This window comes from Pseudomonas sp. 22526, assembly GCF_052044735.1.
In the GTDB taxonomy this organism is placed as follows: Bacteria; Pseudomonadota; Gammaproteobacteria; order Pseudomonadales; family Pseudomonadaceae; genus Aquipseudomonas; species Aquipseudomonas piscium.
The window spans coordinates 132,915-154,649 of record NZ_JBQENK010000006.1 but is presented as its reverse complement, the minus strand read 5'-3'; the positions used below and the strand labels follow the sequence as shown (position 1 = coordinate 154,649).

Annotated in this window: 18 protein-coding genes; 6 read left to right on the top strand and 12 right to left on the bottom strand. The window is 60.6% G+C overall.

Annotated features, from left to right (window positions below):
• Nucleotides 1–874 precede the first annotated feature (874 nt).
• Nucleotides 875–1,744 (bottom strand): LuxR C-terminal-related transcriptional regulator, encoded by an 870-nt coding sequence (locus tag ACTJKT_RS11225; protein WP_025806155.1) that lies wholly within the window; start codon nucleotides 1,742–1,744, stop codon nucleotides 875–877.
• Nucleotides 1,741–3,582: a fatty acyl-AMP ligase gene (locus ACTJKT_RS11220; protein ID WP_440787129.1), complete on the bottom strand. Its 1,842-nt coding sequence runs from the start codon at nucleotides 3,580–3,582 to the stop codon at nucleotides 1,741–1,743. The genes ACTJKT_RS11225 and ACTJKT_RS11220 overlap by 4 nt, the downstream gene beginning before the upstream one ends.
• Nucleotides 3,583–3,929: 347 nt before the next feature.
• On the opposite strand from ACTJKT_RS11220, the gene ACTJKT_RS11215 reads away from it, so the two are divergent.
• The 3 genes from ACTJKT_RS11215 (at nucleotide 3,930) to ACTJKT_RS11205 (ending at nucleotide 7,471) form a co-directional block, all read left to right on the top strand.
• Nucleotides 3,930–5,399 (top strand): amidase, encoded by a 1,470-nt coding sequence (locus ACTJKT_RS11215; RefSeq protein WP_440787128.1) that lies wholly within the window; start codon nucleotides 3,930–3,932, stop codon nucleotides 5,397–5,399.
• A gap of 14 nt (nucleotides 5,400–5,413) precedes the next feature.
• Nucleotides 5,414–6,556 (top strand): fatty acid desaturase family protein, encoded by a 1,143-nt coding sequence (locus ACTJKT_RS11210; protein ID WP_440787127.1) that lies wholly within the window; start codon nucleotides 5,414–5,416, stop codon nucleotides 6,554–6,556.
• Nucleotides 6,557–6,769: 213 nt separating this feature from the next.
• Nucleotides 6,770–7,471: a hypothetical protein gene (locus ACTJKT_RS11205; protein WP_063432908.1), complete on the top strand. Its 702-nt coding sequence runs from the start codon at nucleotides 6,770–6,772 to the stop codon at nucleotides 7,469–7,471.
• Nucleotides 7,472–7,568: 97 nt separating this feature from the next.
• On the opposite strand, the gene glyA is transcribed toward ACTJKT_RS11205, so the two are convergent.
• The gene (gene glyA, locus ACTJKT_RS11200; protein ID WP_440787126.1) at nucleotides 7,569–8,924 is read right to left on the bottom strand and encodes a serine hydroxymethyltransferase; all 1,356 of its coding nucleotides are present in this window, start codon (nucleotides 8,922–8,924) and stop codon (nucleotides 7,569–7,571) included.
• 492 nt (nucleotides 8,925–9,416) lie between these two features.
• Here glyA and ACTJKT_RS11195 point away from each other — a divergent pair, with 492 nt between their 5' ends.
• Both ACTJKT_RS11195 and ACTJKT_RS11190 read left to right on the top strand, forming a co-directional pair.
• Nucleotides 9,417–10,019: a helix-turn-helix transcriptional regulator gene (locus tag ACTJKT_RS11195; protein WP_440787125.1), complete on the top strand. Its 603-nt coding sequence runs from the start codon at nucleotides 9,417–9,419 to the stop codon at nucleotides 10,017–10,019.
• Complete coding sequence (locus tag ACTJKT_RS11190) at nucleotides 10,006–10,887, top strand: queuosine precursor transporter (RefSeq protein WP_440787124.1); 882 nt, start codon at nucleotides 10,006–10,008, stop codon at nucleotides 10,885–10,887. Before ACTJKT_RS11195 ends, ACTJKT_RS11190 begins: the two co-directional genes overlap by 14 nt.
• A 93-nt stretch (nucleotides 10,888–10,980) precedes the next feature.
• Here the strand turns inward: ACTJKT_RS11190 and queC are convergent, their stop codons facing one another.
• From queC to hmpA, 9 genes are all read right to left on the bottom strand, one after another.
• The gene (gene queC, locus ACTJKT_RS11185; RefSeq protein WP_307948628.1) at nucleotides 10,981–11,679 is read right to left on the bottom strand and encodes a 7-cyano-7-deazaguanine synthase QueC; all 699 of its coding nucleotides are present in this window, start codon (nucleotides 11,677–11,679) and stop codon (nucleotides 10,981–10,983) included.
• A gap of 117 nt (nucleotides 11,680–11,796) precedes the next feature.
• Nucleotides 11,797–12,684 (bottom strand): heme o synthase, encoded by an 888-nt coding sequence (gene cyoE, locus ACTJKT_RS11180; protein WP_025806166.1) that lies wholly within the window; start codon nucleotides 12,682–12,684, stop codon nucleotides 11,797–11,799.
• A gap of 11 nt (nucleotides 12,685–12,695) precedes the next feature.
• Entirely contained in the window at nucleotides 12,696–13,031 is a 336-nt protein-coding gene (cyoD, locus tag ACTJKT_RS11175) for a cytochrome o ubiquinol oxidase subunit IV (RefSeq protein WP_007929704.1), read from the bottom strand.
• Nucleotides 13,031–13,657, bottom strand: a complete 627-nt coding sequence (locus ACTJKT_RS11170; protein ID WP_007929702.1) for a cytochrome o ubiquinol oxidase subunit III — start codon at nucleotides 13,655–13,657, stop codon at nucleotides 13,031–13,033. The genes cyoD and ACTJKT_RS11170 overlap by 1 nt, the downstream gene beginning before the upstream one ends.
• A gap of 3 nt (nucleotides 13,658–13,660) precedes the next feature.
• On the bottom strand, nucleotides 13,661–15,679 hold the full coding sequence (gene cyoB, locus ACTJKT_RS11165) for a cytochrome o ubiquinol oxidase subunit I (protein WP_009045490.1): 2,019 nt from the start codon (nucleotides 15,677–15,679) through the stop codon (nucleotides 13,661–13,663).
• A 3-nt stretch (nucleotides 15,680–15,682) separates the two neighbouring features.
• On the bottom strand, nucleotides 15,683–16,624 hold the full coding sequence (gene cyoA, locus ACTJKT_RS11160; RefSeq protein ID WP_440787123.1) for a ubiquinol oxidase subunit II: 942 nt from the start codon (nucleotides 16,622–16,624) through the stop codon (nucleotides 15,683–15,685).
• Nucleotides 16,625–17,420: 796 nt separating this feature from the next.
• A complete protein-coding gene (locus tag ACTJKT_RS11155; RefSeq protein WP_440787122.1) occupies nucleotides 17,421–17,930 on the bottom strand; it encodes a disulfide bond formation protein B in 510 nt (169 codons plus the stop codon).
• A gap of 24 nt (nucleotides 17,931–17,954) precedes the next feature.
• Nucleotides 17,955–18,494, bottom strand: a complete 540-nt coding sequence (locus tag ACTJKT_RS11150; RefSeq protein WP_440787121.1) for an ester cyclase — start codon at nucleotides 18,492–18,494, stop codon at nucleotides 17,955–17,957.
• Nucleotides 18,495–18,691: 197 nt separating this feature from the next.
• A complete protein-coding gene (gene hmpA, locus ACTJKT_RS11145) occupies nucleotides 18,692–19,873 on the bottom strand; it encodes an NO-inducible flavohemoprotein (RefSeq protein ID WP_440787120.1) in 1,182 nt (393 codons plus the stop codon).
• Between the two features lie 156 nt (nucleotides 19,874–20,029).
• On the opposite strand from hmpA, the gene norR reads away from it, so the two are divergent.
• Nucleotides 20,030–21,583: a nitric oxide reductase transcriptional regulator NorR gene (norR, locus tag ACTJKT_RS11140; RefSeq protein ID WP_440787119.1), complete on the top strand. Its 1,554-nt coding sequence runs from the start codon at nucleotides 20,030–20,032 to the stop codon at nucleotides 21,581–21,583.
• The last annotated feature ends 152 nt before the right edge of the window (nucleotides 21,584–21,735 follow it).

Below are 21,735 nucleotides of genomic sequence, written 5' to 3'. Positions count from 1 at the left end.
GCCCGCGCGCCCCGTGGTAAAACCAGGGGATCACGCTTGGGCAGGCGTCATGATGCAAACGCGTTTTGAGTGTGGATAACCCGCCGCAGCAGGCCATTTGCTACACCCCGATGCTCGGCGTCATGCCGGTTCAGCTCAATACTCCGTAAGGAGTAGCGCCTGGTTTTGTAGCCGCTGCCGCAGGCTGCGACAGGACCGAAGGTCCTCCAGCGATCTCAAGATCCTGCGCCCCCTTCGGGGTCGATCGCAGCCTCGCAAGCTCGGCAGCGGCTACAGGGTTAGCGTCAGCCCCCAATCACCATCAAACCGCAATATCGCTTTTGCTCTGGCTTTGGTTTTGGTTTTGGCTTTTGATCTTGATCCACCCGCCCCATCGGGAGGCCGAGTGGAGGTGTTCATCAGGGGATTGGCGCGCAGCGCCCCTCGACGCAGTCGAGGACATCGTATGGAGGTCGAAGCGAAGCCGACCGGAGTCGATGCCCCCTGATGGACGCCGGAGCGAGGGAACCTGAGCGCAGCGAAGGCCGTACGCAGGGGCGAGGCGTTTTGGTTACTTTGGCGCCCTTCCAAAGTGACCCGCCGTAAGGGCGGAACCATAAGCCGCCGTGACCGCAGAAACGGATATGTACACCGTCCAACATCCCCAGCGAGGCCACCATCGCCATCGCGGGCAAGCCTCGCTCCTACAGAAGCCTCCCCCTGCCGCCAGCCAAGAATGGATATGTACACCATCCCAAACATGCAGCGCCCAAACAGACACCATCACGGCCAATCGAGCATCGACCGGCCGCTCCAACAGAGGCGCACACGACGCCGAAGCGCTGAGCCTCGTCAGCACTGTGGGGATGGTTACCGGATGAAAGACAGGCAGCACTCACTCGTCGCAGAACAACGCCGCGATCTGCGCCCGACTCGACGCCTGGAGTTTGGAGAAGATGTTCTGCAGGTGGGTTTTCACGGTCTTGTCGCTGATGCCGAGGATCTGGCCAATCTCCCAGTTGGTCTTGCCTCGGGCCACCCAGCGCGAAATCTCCGCTTCGCGGCTGGACAGGATGGACAACAGTTGATGGTTCGGCCCCGGGTTGTGGCGCAACAGCTTGCTGCCCAACGCCCGGTTCAGGGCGATGTGCAGGTACGGGGCGAAGACCATCATGCGCATTTTGCTTTCATGGGCCACGGTGGCCGAGATGTTGTGAAAGAAGTAGCCGGTGAAGGTGTTGCGGTGCAATCCGGGCAGCAGGGTCCAGCCCAGATTGCGTATCCCGTGTTCGCGAAAGATCTTCGCCCACACCAGTTCCTGCGAGTTGCCCAGGCGCTCCAGGGTGGTGAACTTGGGGCGCCCGCAATGCTCGATGGGGTCGATGCCCAGCGGCGGAATCATGCCGTCGCGGCCGACGATGGCCTTGATCAGGTCATCGGAGACGCTGTCCGGATGAATCAGGTGGGAAAAGAACACCCGGTGCGCGCGGACCCGGCCGCTGGCGAACACGAAGTTCTCGCACGGCAGGATCTGCGGCAGCGCCAGCTGGGTCTGCTGCGTCAGCTCGGCGATGCTGCGCGCCGAGGTGATGGAGTTGAGCACGCTGGTCAGTTGCAGCCGTTGCTGGCTGTCGGTGGGCGGCAACGACAGCACCGACCGCGGGCGGCTGGCCAGTTCCAGCCGTGGTTCGCAGAAGGCCGGCTGGGCGAACAGCAACGCCGCGGGTTTGGGCGCATGCACCGGGCCGATCGATAGACTGGTCATGCTTCCACGACCTGGCTATCGAGGGTGATGTCGCGCAATACCCGGCCGTTGCTCTCCACCGCAACCACCGACTTGTCCAGCGGATGGGCTTCGGCCGGCGCCGTGCCATCGAGTGCCGCCAGCCAGGGAGCGAACTGCTTGCGGCACTCCTGGCGCTTGATCTTGCCGCTGGAGGTACGTGGCAACGACCCGCCGAACACCAGCAACAGCACCGGCCGCGCCAGTTGGTGCTGTTGCCACAGCCGCGCCTTCAAGTCGCTGAACAGCTGCGGCAAATCGAGGCTGCGCAAGGCACGCCGCTCGATTTCCTGGGCGATCACCACCTGCTCGCCGTCGCCGGTCTCGATGCTGAAGGCCGCGGTGCCGTCCGGGCGAAAACTGTCATGGGTGCGCAGCACGGTGTTCTCGATATCGCCGGGGTGATGGTTGACGCCATTGACGATGATTAGGTCCTTGAGCCGCCCGGTGACGAACAGCTCGCCGTCGAGCAGGAACCCCAGGTCGCCGGTGCGAAAGTAGCGCGACCAGCCAAGCGCCGGCGGGGCCGGGCGAAAGGCCGCGGCGGTGCTCTCCGGGCGCTGCCAGTAACCGCTGGCGACGCTGTCGCCGAGGATGCAGATCTCCCCGACCCGCCCGTCCTCCAGCGGCTGTTCGGTATGCGGATCGCAGATGAACGGGCCCTGCCCCGGAATGCCGCGGCCGCTGCTGACCAGGGTGCGCAGGCGCAACTCGGCCTCGCCGCCCCGACCGTCATGCAGGTGCGCCACATTGTCCTCCAGCAAGCCGGCATGGAACTGGCGGATCACCGGCTCGCGCTTGCTGCCACCGGCGCTGACCATCAGCGTGCCCTCGGCCAGCCCGTAGCAGGGAAAGGCCGAGGTGCTGGCAAAACCGGCGCGGGCGAAACGCTCATGGAAGGCGGCAATGGTCTGCGCCCGCACATGCTCGGCGCCGTTGAAGGCCACCTCCCAGCTGCTCAGGTCGAGGCCGGCCAGCTCTTCGTCCTTGATCTTGCGCAGGCACAATTCATAGGCGAAGTTCGGCCCGCCGCTGACGGTGCCGCGGTAGGTGCTGATGGCCTGCAACCAGCGCAGCGGCCGTTGCAGGAAGTGGATCGGCGCCAGCAGGGTCGAGCCGAAGCCGACGAACAAGGATTGCAGGATGCCGCCGATCAGCCCCATGTCGTGATACGGCGGCAGCCAGCTGACCAGGTGGCTGTCCTTGTGGGTCAGGAAGCCGCGGCTGATGCTGCGCGAATTGTGAATCAGGTTGCCGTGGGTCACCGCCACTCCTTTGGGAATCCCGGTGGAGCCGGAGGTGTATTGCAGAAAGGCGATATCGTCCCGGGTCACAGCAACCGTCCGCCATTCGCTGGCCAGGGCCAGGTCCAGAGTCGCCATGTCCAGCACCCGCGGACTCTCGGCCTGCCCCAGCCGGGCCTGGATGGTCGGGACATCCTCGCCACTGGCCAGCGCCGCCGTCGGCTGGCAATCGTCGATGATGCCGTCCAGCCGGTCCAGGGTCTTGGTCGCCCCCGGCGGATAGGCCGGCACCGCCACCAGCCCGGCATACAGACAGCCCATGAAGGCGATCACATAGTCCAGGCCAGGCTTGAGCAGGATCAGCACCCTGTCCCCCGCCAGGCAATGCCCCTGCAACCGGGCCGCCGCCGCTCGCGCCGCGCGATCCAGTTCAGAGAAGGTGATCAGGGTTTCTTCGTCTCGCCCGTTGTGCAGAAAACGATAGGCCAATCGGTCCGGGATCGTATGGGCGTGAAGCTGCAGACATTCCGAAAAATTCGCATACGGAACGTCGCTATCGTGGTCGTTCGTAGTCATTATTTTGTCCAGGCAGCCGTACTTAGCCATCTCCCGCAAGGCCCGAAATCTGCGGCCTTGCGCATCCATTACGCTTGATCATCCTCTGGGAGCGCGCAGTCGAAGTTAATACTCCGAACGGCGTATACCCGCAATTTCCGCCCCCGGCGCATATTCGCCTCACAGCTCGATGCATGCATGGCTTTTTGCCATACACCCTTGCAGTCATCAGCCCTTTTCAAAGATGTGAAGCCGACTATCCGGGCCTGCGCAAGCTGGGCTTGTGTAACCGGCCATGTCATGAAATCCAGGCCGGAACGGGAGCGTTCCGGTTTCGCCACCAGCGTGTGCAGCACCGGGAGAACAGGATGTCTTTTAGCGAATACGCCACCTTCGATGCGGTCGGCCTGGCCGACCTGGTCAGAACCAGGCAGGTACTCCCCTCCGAACTGCTGGAGGAAGCCATACGCCGCATCGAAGCCTTCAACCCGGCGGTCAACGCCGTGGTCTACAAAGCCTACGACAAGGCCCGGGCGCAGGCCGCCGAACAGGACAAGGCGCCAGCGACGGGCGCGCTGCACGGCGTGCCGTTCCTGCTCAAGGACATCCTCGGCGACTGCCAGGACCTGCCCTCGACCTTGGCCTCGCGCATGCTGCAAGCGCGGGTCATGCCCCAGGACTGCGAGCTGGTGAAGCGTTTTCGCCAGGCCGGACTGGTGTTCGTCGGCAAGACCAACGCCCCGGAGTTCGGCATTCTGCCCACCACCGAAGGCGCCTTCTACGGCCCGGCGCGCAACCCGTGGAACCTGGAATATTCCACCGGCGGCTCCAGTGGTGGCGCGGCCGCCGCGGTGGCCACCGGCATGGTTCCGGCGGCCCACGGCAACGACGGCGGCGGCTCGATTCGCATTCCCGCGTCCTGCTGCGGCCTGGTCGGTCTCAAGCCGACCCGGGCGCGCAACTCCCTGGCCCCGGACTTCGGCGAGCTGCTCAGCGGCCTGCTGGACGAACATGTGCTGACCCGCAGCGTGCGCGACAGCGCCGCCCTGCTCGACGCCACCCACGGCGTGGTACCGGGCGACCCGTACCGCGCGCCGCCCATGCAGGGGCGTTTTCTCGACCAGCTCGGCCGCGAACCGGGGCGCCTGCGCATCGCCTTTTCCAGCACCGACCCGGCCGGGCGGCCGCTGCACCCCGACTGCATCGCGGCGGTGGAAAGCACCGGGCGCCTGCTCGAATCCCTCGGCCACCATGTGGAAGAAGCCGCGCCGCAGCTGGACCTGCAAAGTTTTGCCGAAGCCTTCAGCGCCCTGTGGTTCTCCGGCATTGCCTTCGCCGTGGAACTGATGAGCCTGCAACTGGGACGCGGCCCGTTGCCCGGCGAGCTGGAAAACCTGACCCAGGCCGTGCATCAACGCGGCCTCGGTGTGAGTGCGGTGGAGTACCAGATGTCCGAGCTGGTGTTGCAGCAGGTGGGCCGGGAAATGGCGCGTTTCCATCAGACCTACGATTGCTGGCTGACCCCGACCCTGGCCCGACCACCGCTGCGCAATGGGGTGGTGGATATCCATTCCAGCGACCTGGAAAACACCTACGGCCCGCTGATCGACTACAGCCCCTTCACCGCCATCCACAACGCCTCGGGACAACCGGCGATTTCCCTGCCGCTGCACTGGAACGCCGAGGGCCTGCCGATCGGCCTGATGCTCAGCGCGGCCTTTGGCGAAGAAGGCCTGTTATTCCGCCTGGCCGGCCAGCTGGAACAGGCACGGCCATGGAAGGACCGGCGGCCGCAGCTGTTCATGCAGCACAGCCCCCACGAAGCGGTTATCGGCTAAGGAGAGCAGCACCCATGCGCACGCTGGACACCTCGACCGCCCCGCCTTATTGCCCTACCGGTTCAGACCAGGAACAGCGCCTGCCGGGGGCCATCCCCTGGCCCACCGATGGCCTGAACCGCGAGCAACTGGCGCGTTATGGCAAGGAGCTGATTCGCCAGACCCTGCCCTTCACCGTGGAAAACCGCCGCCTGAGCTGGTGGCATTTCTACTCGACGCTGCTGGTGATCGGGCTGTTCGGCGCGGCCGTGGCCATGCCGCTGTGGTGGCCGCTGCGCCTGGCGTGCAGCGTGCTGCTGGGCTTGTCCCTGGTGCGCATGTTCGTGCTCTACCACGACTACATGCACGGCGCGATCCTCAAGGGCTCGCGCTTCGCGGAGCTGTTCTTCAAAACCTTCGGCCTGCTGCTGATGGCCCCGCCGACGCAGTGGAAGCAGTCCCACGACTACCACCACGGCCACAGCTGCCAGTACGTCGGCGCCGAAAAAAACCGCCTGCCGCTGCTGTCCACCCACACCGATCTGGGCACCTTTCCCCTGCTGTCCACCGAGGAATATGCCCGGGCCGGGCGCCTCAAGCGCTTGCGCTACCACATCGCCCGGCACCCGCTGATGATCCTCCTGGCGTCATTCAGCATCTTCATTTTCAGCATCTGCCTGGTGTCGCTGATCACCCAGCCGCGACACCGACTCTGGTCGCTACTGGCCCTGGCGCTGAACCTGGCGAGCGCCGTCGCCCTGGCGCTGCTGGCGCCGGACATCCTGCTGTACGGGGTGCTGATCCCCAGCCTGTCCGGCTCGGCGCTGGGCGCCTACATGTTCTACTGCCAGCACAACTTCCCCGGCGTGCGTTACCCCGCGCGCGGCGACTGGGACTACGCCGCCACCGCGGTGTTCTCCTCCAGCTACATGCGCACCGGCCCGCTGATGGCCTGGTTCACCGCCAATATCGGCTACCACCATGTGCATCACGCCAACTCGGGCATCCCCTTCTACCGCCTGCCGGAAGCCATGGCGGCGATCCCGGCGTTGCAATCCCCCATCACCACCTCGCTGCACCCGCGGGATATCTACCGCTGCCTGCGGCTCAAGCTGTGGGACCCGGCGCGCCAGCGCATGGTCTCGTTCGCCGAGTTTCACCAGCAGGCGCAACGCTGAAGGAAATGCGGCAGAAGCGTTGCCCAGCGAACGCTCGCCAAGGATGATCGGCGCCGGAATTTTCCCGCCGATCGTGGGTCAGTAGAGCCACGCCTTTTCGCACCGGTCCGTTGGTCCGTGACAATGGGGCCTCGGTCCCATAAATTAGGCGCCCTGAAAAGGCCCGGTGCTTTTCTAGCCTCATTTCCAGTTAAACGAAGTAGTGAAATATCAATGTCCGATTCCAATACAGAAGAATCCGTAAACGCCTTGTCGTCCAAAGCGGAATACGAAAACGCCATCAATCTTTCACAGCACGTCTCCCAGGCCAAGACCATCAGCGAGATGGTCCTCGATGCTTTCCAGTCCACCAAGGAAAGCGACCAGATCCGCGAACTGCGCGCCGAGATCCGCCAGGCGCACGACCGCTTCGACGACGATCGCGCCTATGAACTCATGGGCCAGCTCAAACAGCTCAAGGACGCCGAGGCCGCCGACAGCGCCGCCCTCGAAGACCTGAGCAGCAAGTTCCCGATCAGCCGCATCCTGTCCAGCTACAAGGACGACCCGAGCTTCCAGGAGCTGGTCTACGGCCTGGCGCTGAAAGTGCTGAACCAGACCCACCAGGCCATCAGCAGCCCAGGCGGCGGCAAAAGCAAGGCGCGGCCGAAGAAGGAAATGGAAGTGTTCGCCATCAGCAAGGACGGCATCAGCGTCACCCTGCCGATCCGCCCGCGCTCCAAGGCCAACGTCGACCGTGAAGTCTTCGAGTTCCTCGGTTTCGCCTTTGTCGGCGAAGGCGACGAGGCGGAACTGGAAAGCGAAGTGTTCTTCGACAAGGACGGCAACGAACAGCCGGCCACCCGCAAGAACATCGTCACCGCGATCCAGCAGCAGACCGCGTTCGAAGGCTACAGCGCTCTACAACAGCAGTAAGCCGTACCCGCGAGCTGGCTCGCGCAGGTGGCGAATCGCGCAGCAGCGCAGCACGCCCCTCAGCGGCCGGCTCCTACGAATGAAAGGCCGGGGCCCCTCAGTTGCCCCGGTAATCGGCGATGGGATACATCGCGCACAAAGCCTCGGTCTGCAGACGGAACTGTTCCTGCAACTCAGGTTCCAGGCGGTACTTCTGCTCGCTGAGGGGCGTCACCTTGTCCAGTATCCGGCAAACCAGATCGACCACTTCACGACACCCCATAGGATCGATGTAGCGTTGGGCGATGGAACCCGTGCCGATGCACAAGCCATTGGCGACGAATGAGGATCGGGTTTCCCCCAGTGCGCGGTTCTTGCTCACCATGATGCCGCATCGCTCCAGTGCCGAGGCGGCGATCGAACCGCTGATGCCCCCCCGCAACCTGAGCAGAATCGTGTGGTTCTCCGTCCCCCCGCCCACGACCTCGTAGTCCTGCGCCATGAATGCGCTGGCCATCGCATCGGCCGTGCTGCGAATCCGCCCCATGTAGGCGTCGAACTCCGGGGACATCGCGTAGCCCAGCGCAGCGGCCTTGGCAGCGATCATGTTGACCGCCGGCGAGCCCTGCATCCTGGGGAATACCGCTCGCTCAAGGACACGGCTGAAGCTCCCCCTCAGGCCGGGAACCTTGGTGTCGGCGTCCCGGCCGGAAAGGATGAGGCCGCCACGAGGCCCCGCGAGTTGCTTGTGGGTACAGGCGGTGGTGACATGCGCCACGTCGATCGGGCTCGGATGCCGTCCCGTTGCGACCAGCCCGGCGATATAGGAGATATCCGCCAGCAGGATGGCCCCGGCCTCATCGGCAATGGCGCGAAAGCGTTGAAAATCCACGACCCGGGAATAGGCGGTCGCCCCGCAGATGATGATGCGCGGACGATGGGCGAGCGCCAGGTGGCGTACCTCTGCGTAATCGATCACGCCCTGCGCTGTGGTGCCGTAGCGGATCGCCTTGTAGTGGGTGCCGGTGAATGCGACAGGGCTGCCGTGGGTCAGATGCCCGCCATGATCGAGGGCCATGCCGAGAATGGTGTCCCCAGGCTCGAGCAGGGCAGCCAGCACCTGGTAGTTGGCGTTCGAGGCGGAGTGCGACTGTACGCTGGCATACTGCGCCCCGAACAACTCCCGCGCCCTACGAATCGCCAGAGACTCGACCAGATCGACGTTCTCGCAACCAACCTGATGGCGCTTGCCTGGTGCGCCCTCGGCGGTGACGTTGACCAGTGCCGAGGCAGACGCCGCGAGGATTCGCGGGTTGGCCGCGCAGGAAGATGAAACCAGGGACAGCGTGCGGTGTTGACGCGTGACTTCAGCGTCCAGGATCCCAGCCAGTTCGGTGTCTTCTGCTCGCAGATCCGCCAGACCTTGTCGCAGCAGGTCGGCCTGGTTCCTGAGGAGTTCTGTATAAGCTGCCATCGTTCGGTGTTCCTTCCTTGTCATTTGCGTGCCACGAACGACAGCACGCTTCCTGGTTTAACGTTCGCGAGCAGCCAATTAATCAAAAAATTAAACATTTTCCAAATAAAATGCTTCTTTTCCGAGGAGCGGGAAGGAACAGCAGATTGGCGTTGCGCCTGAATGTTCGCCCTTCAAGGCGATGGCACCGAGCATTTCGGGGCTTTATTGTCATGACTGGGACATGCAACACTTGCCCCCCGCGGTGCCCCGGTCCGAACCCTCCCAAGGATTCCGGGCGCCCTATACCGACAGCAAAATATTCCAGGATGGATGCAGGCTGGCTAAAGGAGCACTAGCGAGTTGGTACCGACCACGAAAGAAGCCGACAAGCTCTTGCCGCATCAATCCGACTGTTCTCACTTTTGACGTCGAGCAGTTGAATGTCATGCAAGCCACGCCCTCTATGAAAGACTCTATGCGTGGCGACTATAAGGAAATGGTGAGCATTTGATGCACAGAAGAGAAAGAACAGAGTATTTGAAGAGCAATATCAAATACCTGATAAAAAGCCGCGGCGAGACGCAACTGTCTTTATGCAATGCCAGCGGCCTGACCAGAACGACCATCTACAACATTCTGGAAGGCAAGGTCAGCAACGTACAGCAATCCACCATTCGCAAAATCTCCGACTTCTTCGGTGTCTCCTACGAAGAAATGGAAAGCGTCGATTTTGAAGAGAAGGAGATCATCGACAGCAGTATTTCCCCACAAGGAAACATGAACCCGGCGGCGGTTCCGATCCTCAAGGAGAGCCTGCTGATGGTCAACATGGACAAACGGATTGGCGAACTGGCCATACTTTACCCATTGACCTATTACTTCGGCGCATCCTACAACTTGATAGCAGTGCTGCTCGAGAATGAGATCAATGGCCTGTACGGAGTCGGCGACCTGTTGATCATTCAAAAGGGAACGTCGAGCGACGACAAGGAAAAACTGGTCTACGACAGACAGACAAAAAAGCTGTTCATCATCAATGAACCATGCTCCGACTCAGACCAGATATGGGTGGTGGGTGACATCATCGAGGAGCGATTCAATGACAGCGTATGAAGGCGAACTCGAGAACAGCAAATATAAACTTCTGGGTTTTGAAAACAACAAAAGCCTGGCCGTGATCATGATCATCGCCACAGGCAAAGTCATAAAGATCAAACTGAGCGAAGTGCTCAACAGCGAAATAATGGACAATCTGAACAAAATGGAAGTTAAAAATATTTACAAGAAGTTCTACTCCCAAGGAGGAGCGCTGACCGCCTACGACCTGAGTGACCGCAACGAAAGCTCATGGATGATTTATATCATCCTCAACTTGCTGCTCTTTACCTTCTATATATTCACCAGCATTGCCGCTACCAAACCCATTTATCTTGAATCCCTTGGCATCATTATCACTCCGGGCACCTTTCTTTACCCTCTGACATTCTTGATCGTTGACCTGTTGAACGAGAACTTCGGACTCAGGCTGGCAAGAAAAGCGATTTTCTTTGCCTTTGCCAGCAACGCCATGATTATCATCCTGCTCTATGGCTCGACCTTTCTCCCCGGCCTGCCAGGCTGGAAGCTCGACACCCCGTACAACGACGTGATCATTCATGTGTCATCCGTTCTGGTGGCGTCCTCTGTGTCTTTCCTGGTTTCCGAGAACATAAACTCCTACTTGCTGTGCAAGATAAAAGAGCTGACGAATTCCAGGTTCCTGTTCCTGCGGATATTCTTGAGTACGCTGTTCGCGGTCATTATCGACAGCTTCGTGTTTTGCTACATTGCCTTTTATGGCTCGATGCAAAACAACGACATCCTGAACATGATTTATGTGCAGATCGCGATCAAGGTGTGCTTTGCCTTCTTCAATATCTTGCCTGCCTATGGAGCAAGATCGCTGTTCAAGAGATACATGACGGACAGCCCAACAAAATAGTACAGCCCCTATTGTCTCAAGCTGATGGATTCAACACTCATCCGGCAGGTGGATGCAGTGTTGAAATCCATTGGCATGCTGTCGTTCAAGCCTTCATTGCAAATTCATCTTGCTTTTCAAGCTATCCATGACTGCTGTCTTGTTCCCCAGATAATCATTCAGCCCTCTGCCACGAAGATTGCAGGCATCGCAATTGGCACAACCGCTGCCAATCACGCCGTTGTAGCAGGTCAGGGTCTGCTCGCGAATCAGGCTCAACTGATTGTGATAATCCGCCAGGGCCCAAGTTTCTGACTTGTTCAGCCACATCAGTGGCGTATCAAGACGCAGGCGGTATTCCATGCCCAACTCGACGGCCTTGTTCAGGGCCTTCACAAACTCGTCACGGCAATCGGGATAACCAGAGAAGTCGGTTTCACACACCCCCGTAATGACTGTTTCAGCCTTTACCTGGTAGGCATAGATAGAGGCCAGGGTCAGAAACAGAATGTTCCGTCCCGGCACGAAAGTGCTGGGCAGGCTTTCGCCTGAACTGTTCACCGTCGGAACCGGAATATTGTCCCGAGTGAGACTGCTGATCGCCAACTCATTGAGCAACGAAGCATCCAGCACTTTGTGGACTGTCGCCCCCAACTGCTTCGCGAGCTGCTGCGCCACTTCTATTTCTGCGCGGTGGCGCTGGCCGTAATCAAAGGTAATACAGTGCACTTCATCATAGAGCGGCAATGCGTGGATCAGACAGGTCGTCGAGTCCTGCCCGCCACTGAATACGACAACGGCTTTTTTCTTCATTAATCTGCTTCCTGCATGAGTAAAGTCATTTGAATATTTAAACAGCCCACTGACTGACACTCAATAAAAAGCCCCGCGCTTCTCTCGAAGGCGGGGCTTTTTTACAGCCTTTGCAGCTTATGGCGCGTAGGTCAGCAGCAGCTCGCTCGGCACCTTGAAATCCAGGGACATCATCACGCTCAGCGCGGTGATGGTGAAGATCGAGAACACGAACAGCTTGCGGGCCCAGACGGTGTCGTCCACCGCCTTGTAGCCGGTCCAGGCCATGTACAGCCAGTACATGCCCATCGCGGCCGCGACGGCCAGGTAGCTCATGCCGGCATAACCGCTGAAGGTCAGCATCAGGGTCGCCACCAGGAACGCCAGGATGTAGAGCAGGATGTGCTTCTTGGCCACCAGGATGCCGCGCTTCACTGGCAGCACCGGAATCGATGCGGCCAGGTAATCGTTGAAGCGGAAGATCGCGATGGCGTAGGAATGCGGCATCTGCCACAGGCTGAACATCACCAGCAGGGTCAGCGCGGCCATGTCGAAGCTGTTGCTCACCGCCACGTAACCGATCACCGGCGGCATCGCCCCCGACAGGCTGCCCACCAGCGTGCCGTGCACCGACTTGCGCTTGAGGTACAGGCTGTAGAAGCCGACGTAGATGACGAAGCCGATCACGGCGAACAGCGCCGCCAGCGGATTGGCCACCTTGTACAACAACGCAACGCCGGCGACACCCAGGATGGTCGCGTAGACCAGTGCCACTTTCAGGGAGATCAGGCCCTGAACCAGCACGCGGTTCTTGGTGCGCTCCATCTTCAGGTCGATGTCGCGGTCGATGCAGTTGTTGAACACGCAACCGGAAGCTACCACCAGGGACGTGCCGATCATCGCGGCCAGGAAGATGGCCAGATCGACATGTCCCTTGGAGGCCAGGAAAAAACCGCCCGCCACAGAAAGCACGTTACCGAAAATGATCCCCGGTTTGGTGATTTGGATAAAGTGCTTGAGCGACATCGGGTCTTACCTCACTTCGCCATCATGTAGGTGTGGATGCTGAACATGATCCACAACGACAGACCAACCAGCAGGACGATCACCAGGGCAGCGAAGACGAACGCAATCACGTTGTTACGCTGGGCCTCGGAGCGGTCCAGGTGCAGGAAGTACACCAGGTGAACCAGGACCTGGATCACCGCGAAGGCGAGCACGATCATCAGGGTGATGGATTTCGGCAGGGTCGGGTACATCACCAGGCCGAACGGGATGATCGTCAGGATCACCGACAGGATGAAGCCGATGGCGTACGACTTTACGCTGCCGTGGCCAGCATCATGGCTGTCATGGGAGTGTGCATTAGCCATTACATAGTCCCCATCAGGTAAACAACGGTGAAGACGCAGATCCAGACCACGTCCAGGAAGTGCCAGAACAGGCTCAGGCAGCTCAGGCGGGTCTTGTTGGTTGCGGTCAGGCCGTGCTTGTTGACCTGATACATCATGATCGCCATCCAGATCAGGCCCGCGGTCACGTGCAGACCGTGGGTGCCGACCAGGGTGAAGAACCCGGACAGGAAGCCTGAGCGGCTAGGGCCGTAGCCTTCGGAGATCAGCAGGTGGAACTCGTTGATCTCCATGCCGATGAAGCCCAGGCCGAACAGGAAGGTCAGGGCCAGCCAGCCTAGGACCTGCTTCTTGTTACCCCGGAAGAACGCCAGCATGGCGAAGCCGTAGGTGATCGAACTGAACAGCAGCAAGGCGGTTTCGCCGAGCACGTAAGGCAGTTCGAAGATGTCGTGGCCCGACGGGCCACCCGCTACGTTGTTTACCAGTACCGCGTACACCGCGAAGATCGACGCGAACAGAATGCAGTCGGTCATCAGGTAGAGCCAGAAACCGTATACGGTCATCTCGCCCGAGTCGTGGTGATGGTCATCGTGCCCATGGTCATCGACATGGGTGTGTCCAGCATTGGTCACTAAGTTCGACATGGTTTAAGCCTGTTCCAACGAGGTTTCTACACGGTTGGCCGGGATCTTCTTCTCGGCTACCAGGCGAGCGTGCTGCTCGGCTTCGATGCGTTCGATCACGTCGACCGGCACCATGTAGCCTTGATCATCACGAGCCGCGTGGATCACGAAATAGATCACGGTACCGGCCAGGCTAGCGATCGCCAGCCACCAGATGTGCCAGATCATCGCGAAACCGAAGACGGTCAGCAGAGCACCCATCACCAGGCCGGTGGCGGTGTTGTTCGGCATGTGGATCGGCTCGTAGCGAGCAGGCTTCTGGTACGCGGTACCGTTTTCCTTGGCTTCGGTGAACGGGTCGATGCCATTGGCCTTCGGCAGTACGGCGAAGTTGTAGAAGGGTGGTGGCGACGAAGTCGACCATTCCAGGGTGTGGGCATTCCATGGGTCGCCGGACACGCACTGGTTCTGCTTGCGATCGCGCACGCTGACGTACAGCTGGATCAGCTGGCAGGCGATACCGATGGCGATCATCACCGCACCGAACATGGCGACGTACAGGTACGGCACCCACTCAGGGTTGGTAGTGGCGTTCAGACGACGGGTCATGCCCATGAAGCCCAGTGCATAGAGCGGCATGAACGCAACGAAGAAGCCCGAGATCCAGAACCAGAATGCAGCCTTGCCCCAGCCTTCGTGCAGCTTGAAGCCGAACGCTTTCGGGAAGTAGAAGCTGAAACCAGCGATGTAGCCGAATACAGCACCACCGATGATCACGTTGTGGAAGTGCGCGATCACGAACAGGCTGTTGTGCAGGACGAAGTCGGCACCCGGGATGGCCAGCAGTACGCCGGTCATGCCGCCGATGGCGAAGGTCACCATGAAGCCCAGGGTCCACAGAACCTGGCTGGTGATACGCAGACGGCCGTGGTAGATGGTGAACAGCCAGTTGAACAGCTTCACCCCCGTCGGGATGGAAATCAGCATGGTCGCCAGGCCGAAGAAGGCGTTGACGCTGGCACCCGACCCCATGGTGAAGAAGTGGTGCAGCCAGACCATGAAGCCCAGTACCGAGATCGCGCCGGAAGCGTAGATCATCGAGTGGTGGCCGAACAGACGCTTGCCCGAGAAGGTCGAGATGACTTCGGAGAAGATACCGAACGCCGGCAGGATCAGGATGTACACCTCAGGGTGACCCCAAGCCCAGAACAGGTTCACGTACATCATTGGATTGCCACCAAGTTCATTGGTGAAAATGTGGAAATCCATGTAACGGTCGAGAGTCAGCAGTGCCAGGGTAGCGGTCAGGATCGGGAACGAAGCCACGATCAGCACGTTGGCCCAGGTGCAGGTCCAGGTGAAGATCGGCATGTCCATCATCTTCATGCCCGGGGTACGCATTTTCAGCACGGTGGCCAGGAAGTTGACCCCCGTCAGCGTCGTCCCTAGCCCGGATAGCTGTAGCGCCCAGATGTAGTAGTCGACACCCACGCCCGGACTGTATTGCAGGCCCGACAGCGGCGGATACGCAACCCAGCCGGTCTTGGCGAATTCGCCGACGCCCAGGGACAGGTTGATCAGCACGACGCCGGAAACCAGCAGCCAGAAGCTCAGGGAGTTGAGGAACGGATAGGCAACGTCACGCGCGCCGATCTGCAGCGGCACTGCAAGGTTCATCAGGCCGGTGAAGAATGGCATCGCCATGAAGATGATCATGATCACACCGTGGGCGGTGAAGATCTGGTCATAGTGTTCAGGAGGCAGGTAGCCCGGGGAACCCTCGGTGGCCATGGCCAACTGGGTACGCATCATGATCGCGTCGGCAAAACCGCGCAGGAGCATGACCATGGCGACGATGATGTACATCACGCCGATTTTCTTGTGGTCGACCGAAGTCAGCCATTCGGTCCACAGGTAGGACCACTTCTTGAAGTAGGTGATACCCGCGACAAGCGCCAGACCACCGAGGATGATCATGGCAACGGTCACCATGACAATCGGCTCGTGGAACGGTATCGCGTCCAGACTTAATTTACCAAACATCGTTTACTCCTCTGCCCCAGCAGCTGAATGCGAGCCCATGTCAGTCCCTTCCACAGCGGCCACTTCTTTCTTCTCGTGCTTGACCGGCTTGCCTGGTTTCATGCCTTCATACTTGTCGACAATTTTCTGAAACAGGTCCGGCGTGTACGAGGAGTACAGCGCGACAGGGTTGTTCTGGCTTGGTTTGGCAAGGGCTTCGTATTCAGCTTGATCAAGCTGTTTAGGTGCGGCCTTGACTTCGGCTACCCAGGCGTCGAAATCTTCCTGGCTCGTCGAGATCGCTTTGAATTTCATGCCGGTGAAGCCAGCGCCGCTGTAGTTAGCGGAGATGCCTTCCATTTCAGCTTTCTGGTTGGCGATCAGGTGCAGCTTGGTCTGCATGCCTGCCATCGCGTAGATCTGGCCGCCCAGGGCAGGGATGAAGAACGAGTTCATCACAGCGTCGGAGGTGATCTTGAAGTTCAGCGGAGTGTGCTCCGGGAACCGGATCTGGTTAACAGTGGCGATACCCTGGTCCGGGTAGATGAACAGCCACTTCCAGTCCAGCGCGACCACTTCGATGTTGATCGGCTTGACGTCGGATTCCAGCGGACGATACGGGTCCAGCGCGTGGGTGGACTTGTAGGTCACATAACCCAGGGCAATGATGATGAGGATCGGGACCAGCCACACCGCGATTTCGATCTTGGTGGAGTGCGACCACTTGGGCGCGTAGGTCGCGTTGGTGTTGGACGCGCGATATTTCCAGGCGAACGCGAAGGTCATCACGATCACCGGAATCACGACCAGCAGCATCAGCAGGGTGGCGGTGATGATCAGGTTTCGTTCATCCAGACCGACCTGTCCTTTCGGGTCGAGCAAGGTCCACTTGCAGCCTCCCAGCATTAACATCATGCCAAGCAGCGGCAAAAAGCCTAGTAATCGGGGGTACCTGTTTTTACTCATCTCACGACCTCTAAAGCAGCTTGCGCAATGCAGTTGGGTTTTGATCGCCAACACTTCACCGTGCCAAGGGTTGGCATTTTTTCTTCGATTGAATAAGGGCCTGCCCGGCGCGTTACGCGCTGTTTGACAAATCCTGGGCTAGCAGTGAGTTCTTATTCGAATTCGTGGTCAAAGGCCTTGTTACAGACCAATTCCATTTGGTGCGGATATTTGGAAGGTGCCGACACCTGGGGTCGCATGGAGCGTCCAACGCCCCTCGACCGCCGCCGTAAGCTCAGGGGTGAGCAGCGCCGGAAATTCAGTGCGGGCGATTGTAGATATGTAGCGTTTTATAAACCATGTCTTATCCCGAAATAATTTTTATCGGTTCGCGCAACAATGCGTGGCGATTATTGCAACGGGTCGCGATCATATCGATATTCATTCGCAATAAAAAGCCCTAAAAACGCCTTCCCGCCAGGTCGAAAAAGGGGCCTTCCACCAGCGGAAAATCCACCGACGGCATCGCGCTATCCCTTGTAAAACGAGGGCTGAAACGATTTATTTAGATAGCCGGCTATGGGTGTTTTGCGGTTCACCACGCCGACACGAACTGACAGACTTTTTTCGCTCCTGGTGCAAGAAAAATCGTCTCGACGTCATCTGCTGAAACACAGCTGCGACACCTCCATGTGACAACATGTCGCACTTTTATCGCGCATCCGATTGCCCCATATCAGGCCCCTTTCGCACATTGTCCTACACGCAAAAAAGCCCCGCTCCCGAACATCGGGAGCGGGGCTTTTTTTGCGCCGGATCAGGCGCTTTTGCGACGGTTACGAATGATGCCCAGCGGCACCAGCACCAGGGTCAGCACAAAGGCCACCAGTGCCCATTGCGCCAGGGACAGGCCCAGCACCGGCGGGTACGGCGTGGAGCAGAAGCCATCGACCTGGAAGCCCAGGGGGAAGACGCTCGCCAGCGGCAGGCTGTCGACGATCGGCTGCAGCACATCGATGCCGCAGCTGACCGCGGGGTTGGCCTGGGTGTAGACGTGATGCCCCGCCACCCCCGCGCCGAACAGCGCGCTGATCATCACCAGGGCTTCCAGCAGGGTGAGGCTGCGACGACTGCGCATGGCCGCGCCGATGAAGGCGAAAATCGCGATCAGCAAAAACGCATAGCGCTGCAGGATACACAGCGGGCAAGGCGCCTCGCCCAGCACCACCTGCATGTACAACGCGCCGCCGATCAGCGCCAGGCAGATCACCCCCAGCAACACCAGAAAGCGTCGCTCGCGCCCCAAACGCAGTGTGTCGTCAGTCATCCTCAATTCCTTTCTGTCTGTGGCTCAACCCGACGGCAGCGTTTGCAACTGCTGCATCAGGCTGAGGTTGTCTTCGATATGCCAATTGGCCGTGATCCGGCCATCGGCGATCTGATAGATATCGGTTGCCCGGAAGTCTACACGCTGACCATGACCTTTGAGTGCATTGAAGGTCCCGCTGAAGTGCCCGCGAAAATGCAGGTGCACAACCACCCGATCCCCGGCCACTATCATCTGCTCGATTTCTGCGCTCAGGTCCGGCACCGCCGTGCGAAAGAACCGCGACGCCAGCAGCGGCCCGGTCGGGCCCTGGACCCGCCCCGCAGGCGGCGTCATATCGACGAAGTTCTCCGCCAGCGCGGCCTTGGCCAGGCTTTCATCGCCGCTGTTCCAGAAACTGCCGTAGCGCCGCGCGGCCAGCTCCATGGCTTCACGCTGGACCTTGGGCAGGCTCTGATCGACGATCAGGGTCTGCGCCTGGAGCAAGGCCGGCTCGGCGAAAACCAGAGGACTGGCGAGCAAGGTTGCGGCCAGGGTGATGCGGGGAATGGCTGAGAACTGCATGGGATGATCCTGATCAGTGCGAACGAGCGCCTATCATCAGCATCGGGGAATTAACGATAAACAGGTTAAGAACGGATTAACCTTTAAAGGATTTTTACGAGTGCGGCCCTTGTNCTGGCGGTCGCTACGCAACCGATCGCAGGCTGCGCCAGCGGCTACAGAGAAGCCAGCCTCCGGGCGGAGGCTGGCGCAGGTTTTTACTCCAGTGCCGCGGCCGGGCCGAAGAACTCGTAGCGGCTTTGTTTTTCCGGTACGCCCAGGGCCTTGAGGTGGCGCTTGATCGCCGCCATGAAGGCTTTCGGGCCGAGGAAGTAGGCGTCCAGGTCACGCTCCTGCGGCAACCATTCAGCCAGTTGCTCCTGGCTCAGCAGGCCGACCTTGTCCGCCACCGGGCTGACGCCGTCGTCTTCGGCATAGCAGTAGAAGCGCTTGAGTTGCGGATGACGCGCGGCCAGGCCGTCGACCCAATCGCGGAACGCATGCACCCCGCCGTTGCGCGCGCAGTGGATAAAGTGCACCGGACGCTGGCTGGCCAGGGCGGCCTCGAGCATCGGCAGGGTCGGCGTGATGCCAACGCCACCGCTGATCAGCACCAGTGGCTTGTCGCTGTCCGCCAGGGTGAATTCGCCCGCCGGCGGGAACAGCTGGATGCTGGCGCCAACCTGCATCTGGTCGTGCAAATAGTTGGAAGCGCGGCCACCGGCTTCGCGCTTGACGCTGATGCGGTACTGGCCGGCGTCGGACAGGGCCGACAGCGAGTAGTTGCGGCGGATTTCCTCGCCATCGAGGAACAGCTGCATGCCGATGTACTGACCTGGCTCGGCAGCGAGAATCGGGCCGTTATCCACAGGCTCGAAATAGAACGAGGTGATTTCCGCGCTCTCCTCCTCGCGACGGACCAGTTTGAACTCCCGCGCACCGCGCCAGCCGCCCGGGGCCTGGGCCTTCTGGTCGTAGATCGCGCCTTCGGCACCGATCAGGATGTCCGCCAGCTGGTTATAGGCCGCGCCCCAGGCGTTCATCACCGCCGGCGTGGCGATCTCTTCGCCCAGCACTTCGGAGATGGCGCGCAGCAGGCAGCTGCCGACGATCGGGTAATGCTCCGGCAGGATCTGCAGGGCCACGTGCTTGTTGATGATCTTCGCCACCAGGTCGCCCAACTGGTCGAGCTGGTCGATGTGCCGGGCGTACATCAATACGCCGTTGGCCAAGGCCCGTGGCTGGTCGCCGCTGGCCTGGTGCGCCTGGTTGAACAGCGGACGCACTTGCGGATACTCGGAGAGCATCATCCGGTAGAAGTGGGTGATCAGGGCTTCGCCACCGCTTTCCAGCAGCGGAACGGTGGATTTGATGATGGCACGATCTTCGACGCTAAGCATAGGTACTACTCCTGAGCTTTATGACTTCTTGCAGGTTGCCCTTTACCTATCAGTTTTCGTGCCAAGAATAAAAACCATATAAATCAATAAGTTAAAATACTTGTAGTCATATCGACAAAGCAGCATTTATAGTCATTAAGACCATACGGAGTCATTATGACCGCAAAATCCCTGCTCACTGCCTTGTTGCCCCTGGTCTCCGACCTGTCCCGCGAACTGCCCGAAGGCGAGCGCTACCGCCGCCTGCTGGAAGCCATGCGCGCCCTGCTGCCCTGCGACGCCGCCGCGCTGCTACGCCTGGATGGCGAATGGCTGGTGCCGCTGGCGGTGGACGGCCTGAGCACCGACACCCTGGGCCGGCGTTTCAAGGTCAGCGAACACCCGCGTTTTGCCGCCCTGCTCAGCCATCCCGGCCCTACCCGCTTCGCCAGCGACAGCGACTTGCCGGACCCTTACGACGGCCTGGTGGACGGCCTGCATGAACACCTGGAAGTCCACGACTGCATGGGCTGCCCGCTGTTTATCGACGAGCGTCCCTGGGGCCTGCTGACCCTGGATGCCCTCGACCCACAGAGCTTCGAACCGATCGAACTGGATGCCCTGCAGGCCTTCGCCAGCCTGGCGGCGGCCACCGTCAACGCTGCCGAGCGCATCGAGCGCCTGGCCCTGCGCGCCGAAGACGAACACCAGCGCGCCGAGGTCTATCGCCAGGCCAGCGGCCAGAACCGCGAGATGATCGGCCAGAGCAAGGCCCACAAGCGCCTGCTGGAGGAAATCGGCCTGGTCGGCGGCAGCGACCTGACGGTGCTGATCACCGGCGAAACCGGGGTCGGCAAGGAACTGGTGGCCCAGGCCATCCACGCCGCCTCGCCCCGGGCCGACAAGCCGCTGATCAGCCTCAACTGCGCCGCCCTGCCCGACACCCTGGTGGAAAGCGAACTGTTCGGCCATGTGCGAGGCGCCTTTACCGGCGCCACCAACGACCGCCGCGGCAAATTCGAGCTGGCCAATGGCGGCACGCTGTTTCTCGACGAAGTGGGCGAGTTGTCGCTGACCGTCCAGGCCAAGCTGCTGCGCGTGCTGCAAAGCGGCCAGCTGCAACGCCTGGGTTCGGACCAGGAACATCAGGTCGACGTGCGGTTGATCGCTGCCACCAACCGCGACCTGGCCGAAGAAGTGCGCAGCGGCCGTTATCGCGCGGACTTCTACCACCGCCTCAGCGTTTACCCACTGCTGGTGCCGGCCCTGCGCGACCGCGGCCGTGACGTATTGCTGCTCAGCGGCTACTTCCTCGAGCAGAATCGCTCGCGCATGGGCCTGGGCAGCCTGCGCCTGACCAGCGATGCCCAGGCGGCGCTGCTGGCCTATGCCTGGCCGGGCAACGTCCGTGAGCTGGAACACCTGATCGGCCGCAGCGCCCTCAAGGCCCTGGGCAACTGCCGCGAACGGCCGAAGATCCTCAGCCTGAGCGCCGCCGACCTGGACCTGCCGGACGCCTCGGCACCGACCGCGCCCCAGGCCCCGGCCCCAACAGAGCTGGCAGACAACCCAGGCATCGGCGATCTGCGCCAGGCCACCGAAAACTACCAGCGCCAACTGATCAGCACCTGCCTTGAACGCCACCAGCACAACTGGGCCAGCGCCGCCCGCGAGCTGGGCCTGGACCGCGCCAACCTGGGGCGCATGGCCAAGCGCCTGGGACTGAAATAAACAGCGCGAACCTTGTAGGAGCGAGCTTGCTCGCGATGCGCTAGCGAACTCACAAACGGCCTTCGGCCTATCGCGAGCAAGCTCGCTACTACAATTGTCGCAATACCGCGTGCGTTGATCCGCAAACCGACAAAGCCGCTAAAGCCAGCCCT

Bases quoted from the DNA above. Each gene is read 5' to 3' on its own strand.
- ACTJKT_RS11225 (WP_025806155.1), bottom strand. From the start codon at position 1,744: ATGACCAGTCTATCGATCGGCCCGGTGCATGCGCCCAAACCCGCGGCG.
- ACTJKT_RS11150 (WP_440787121.1), bottom strand. From the start codon at position 18,494: ATGCAGTTCTCAGCCATTCCCCGCATCACCCTGGCCGCAACCTTGCTC.
- hmpA (WP_440787120.1), bottom strand. From the start codon at position 19,873: ATGCTTAGCGTCGAAGATCGTGCCATCATCAAATCCACCGTTCCGCTG.
- ACTJKT_RS11170 (WP_007929702.1), bottom strand. From the start codon at position 13,657: ATGTCGAACTTAGTGACCAATGCTGGACACACCCATGTCGATGACCAT.
- ACTJKT_RS11220 (WP_440787129.1), bottom strand. From the start codon at position 3,582: ATGACTACGAACGACCACGATAGCGACGTTCCGTATGCGAATTTTTCG.
- norR (WP_440787119.1), top strand. From the start codon at position 20,030: ATGACCGCAAAATCCCTGCTCACTGCCTTGTTGCCCCTGGTCTCCGAC.
- cyoD (WP_007929704.1), bottom strand. From the start codon at position 13,031: ATGGCTAATGCACACTCCCATGACAGCCATGATGCTGGCCACGGCAGC.
- ACTJKT_RS11205 (WP_063432908.1), top strand. From the start codon at position 6,770: ATGTCCGATTCCAATACAGAAGAATCCGTAAACGCCTTGTCGTCCAAA.
- ACTJKT_RS11210 (WP_440787127.1), top strand. From the start codon at position 5,414: ATGCGCACGCTGGACACCTCGACCGCCCCGCCTTATTGCCCTACCGGT.
- ACTJKT_RS11190 (WP_440787124.1), top strand. From the start codon at position 10,006: ATGACAGCGTATGAAGGCGAACTCGAGAACAGCAAATATAAACTTCTG.
- queC (WP_307948628.1), bottom strand. From the start codon at position 11,679: ATGAAGAAAAAAGCCGTTGTCGTATTCAGTGGCGGGCAGGACTCGACG.
- ACTJKT_RS11215 (WP_440787128.1), top strand. From the start codon at position 3,930: ATGTCTTTTAGCGAATACGCCACCTTCGATGCGGTCGGCCTGGCCGAC.
- cyoB (WP_009045490.1), bottom strand. From the start codon at position 15,679: ATGTTTGGTAAATTAAGTCTGGACGCGATACCGTTCCACGAGCCGATT.
- glyA (WP_440787126.1), bottom strand. From the start codon at position 8,924: ATGGCAGCTTATACAGAACTCCTCAGGAACCAGGCCGACCTGCTGCGA.
- ACTJKT_RS11155 (WP_440787122.1), bottom strand. From the start codon at position 17,930: ATGACTGACGACACACTGCGTTTGGGGCGCGAGCGACGCTTTCTGGTG.
- ACTJKT_RS11195 (WP_440787125.1), top strand. From the start codon at position 9,417: ATGCACAGAAGAGAAAGAACAGAGTATTTGAAGAGCAATATCAAATAC.
- cyoA (WP_440787123.1), bottom strand. From the start codon at position 16,624: ATGAGTAAAAACAGGTACCCCCGATTACTAGGCTTTTTGCCGCTGCTT.
- cyoE (WP_025806166.1), bottom strand. From the start codon at position 12,684: ATGTCGCTCAAGCACTTTATCCAAATCACCAAACCGGGGATCATTTTC.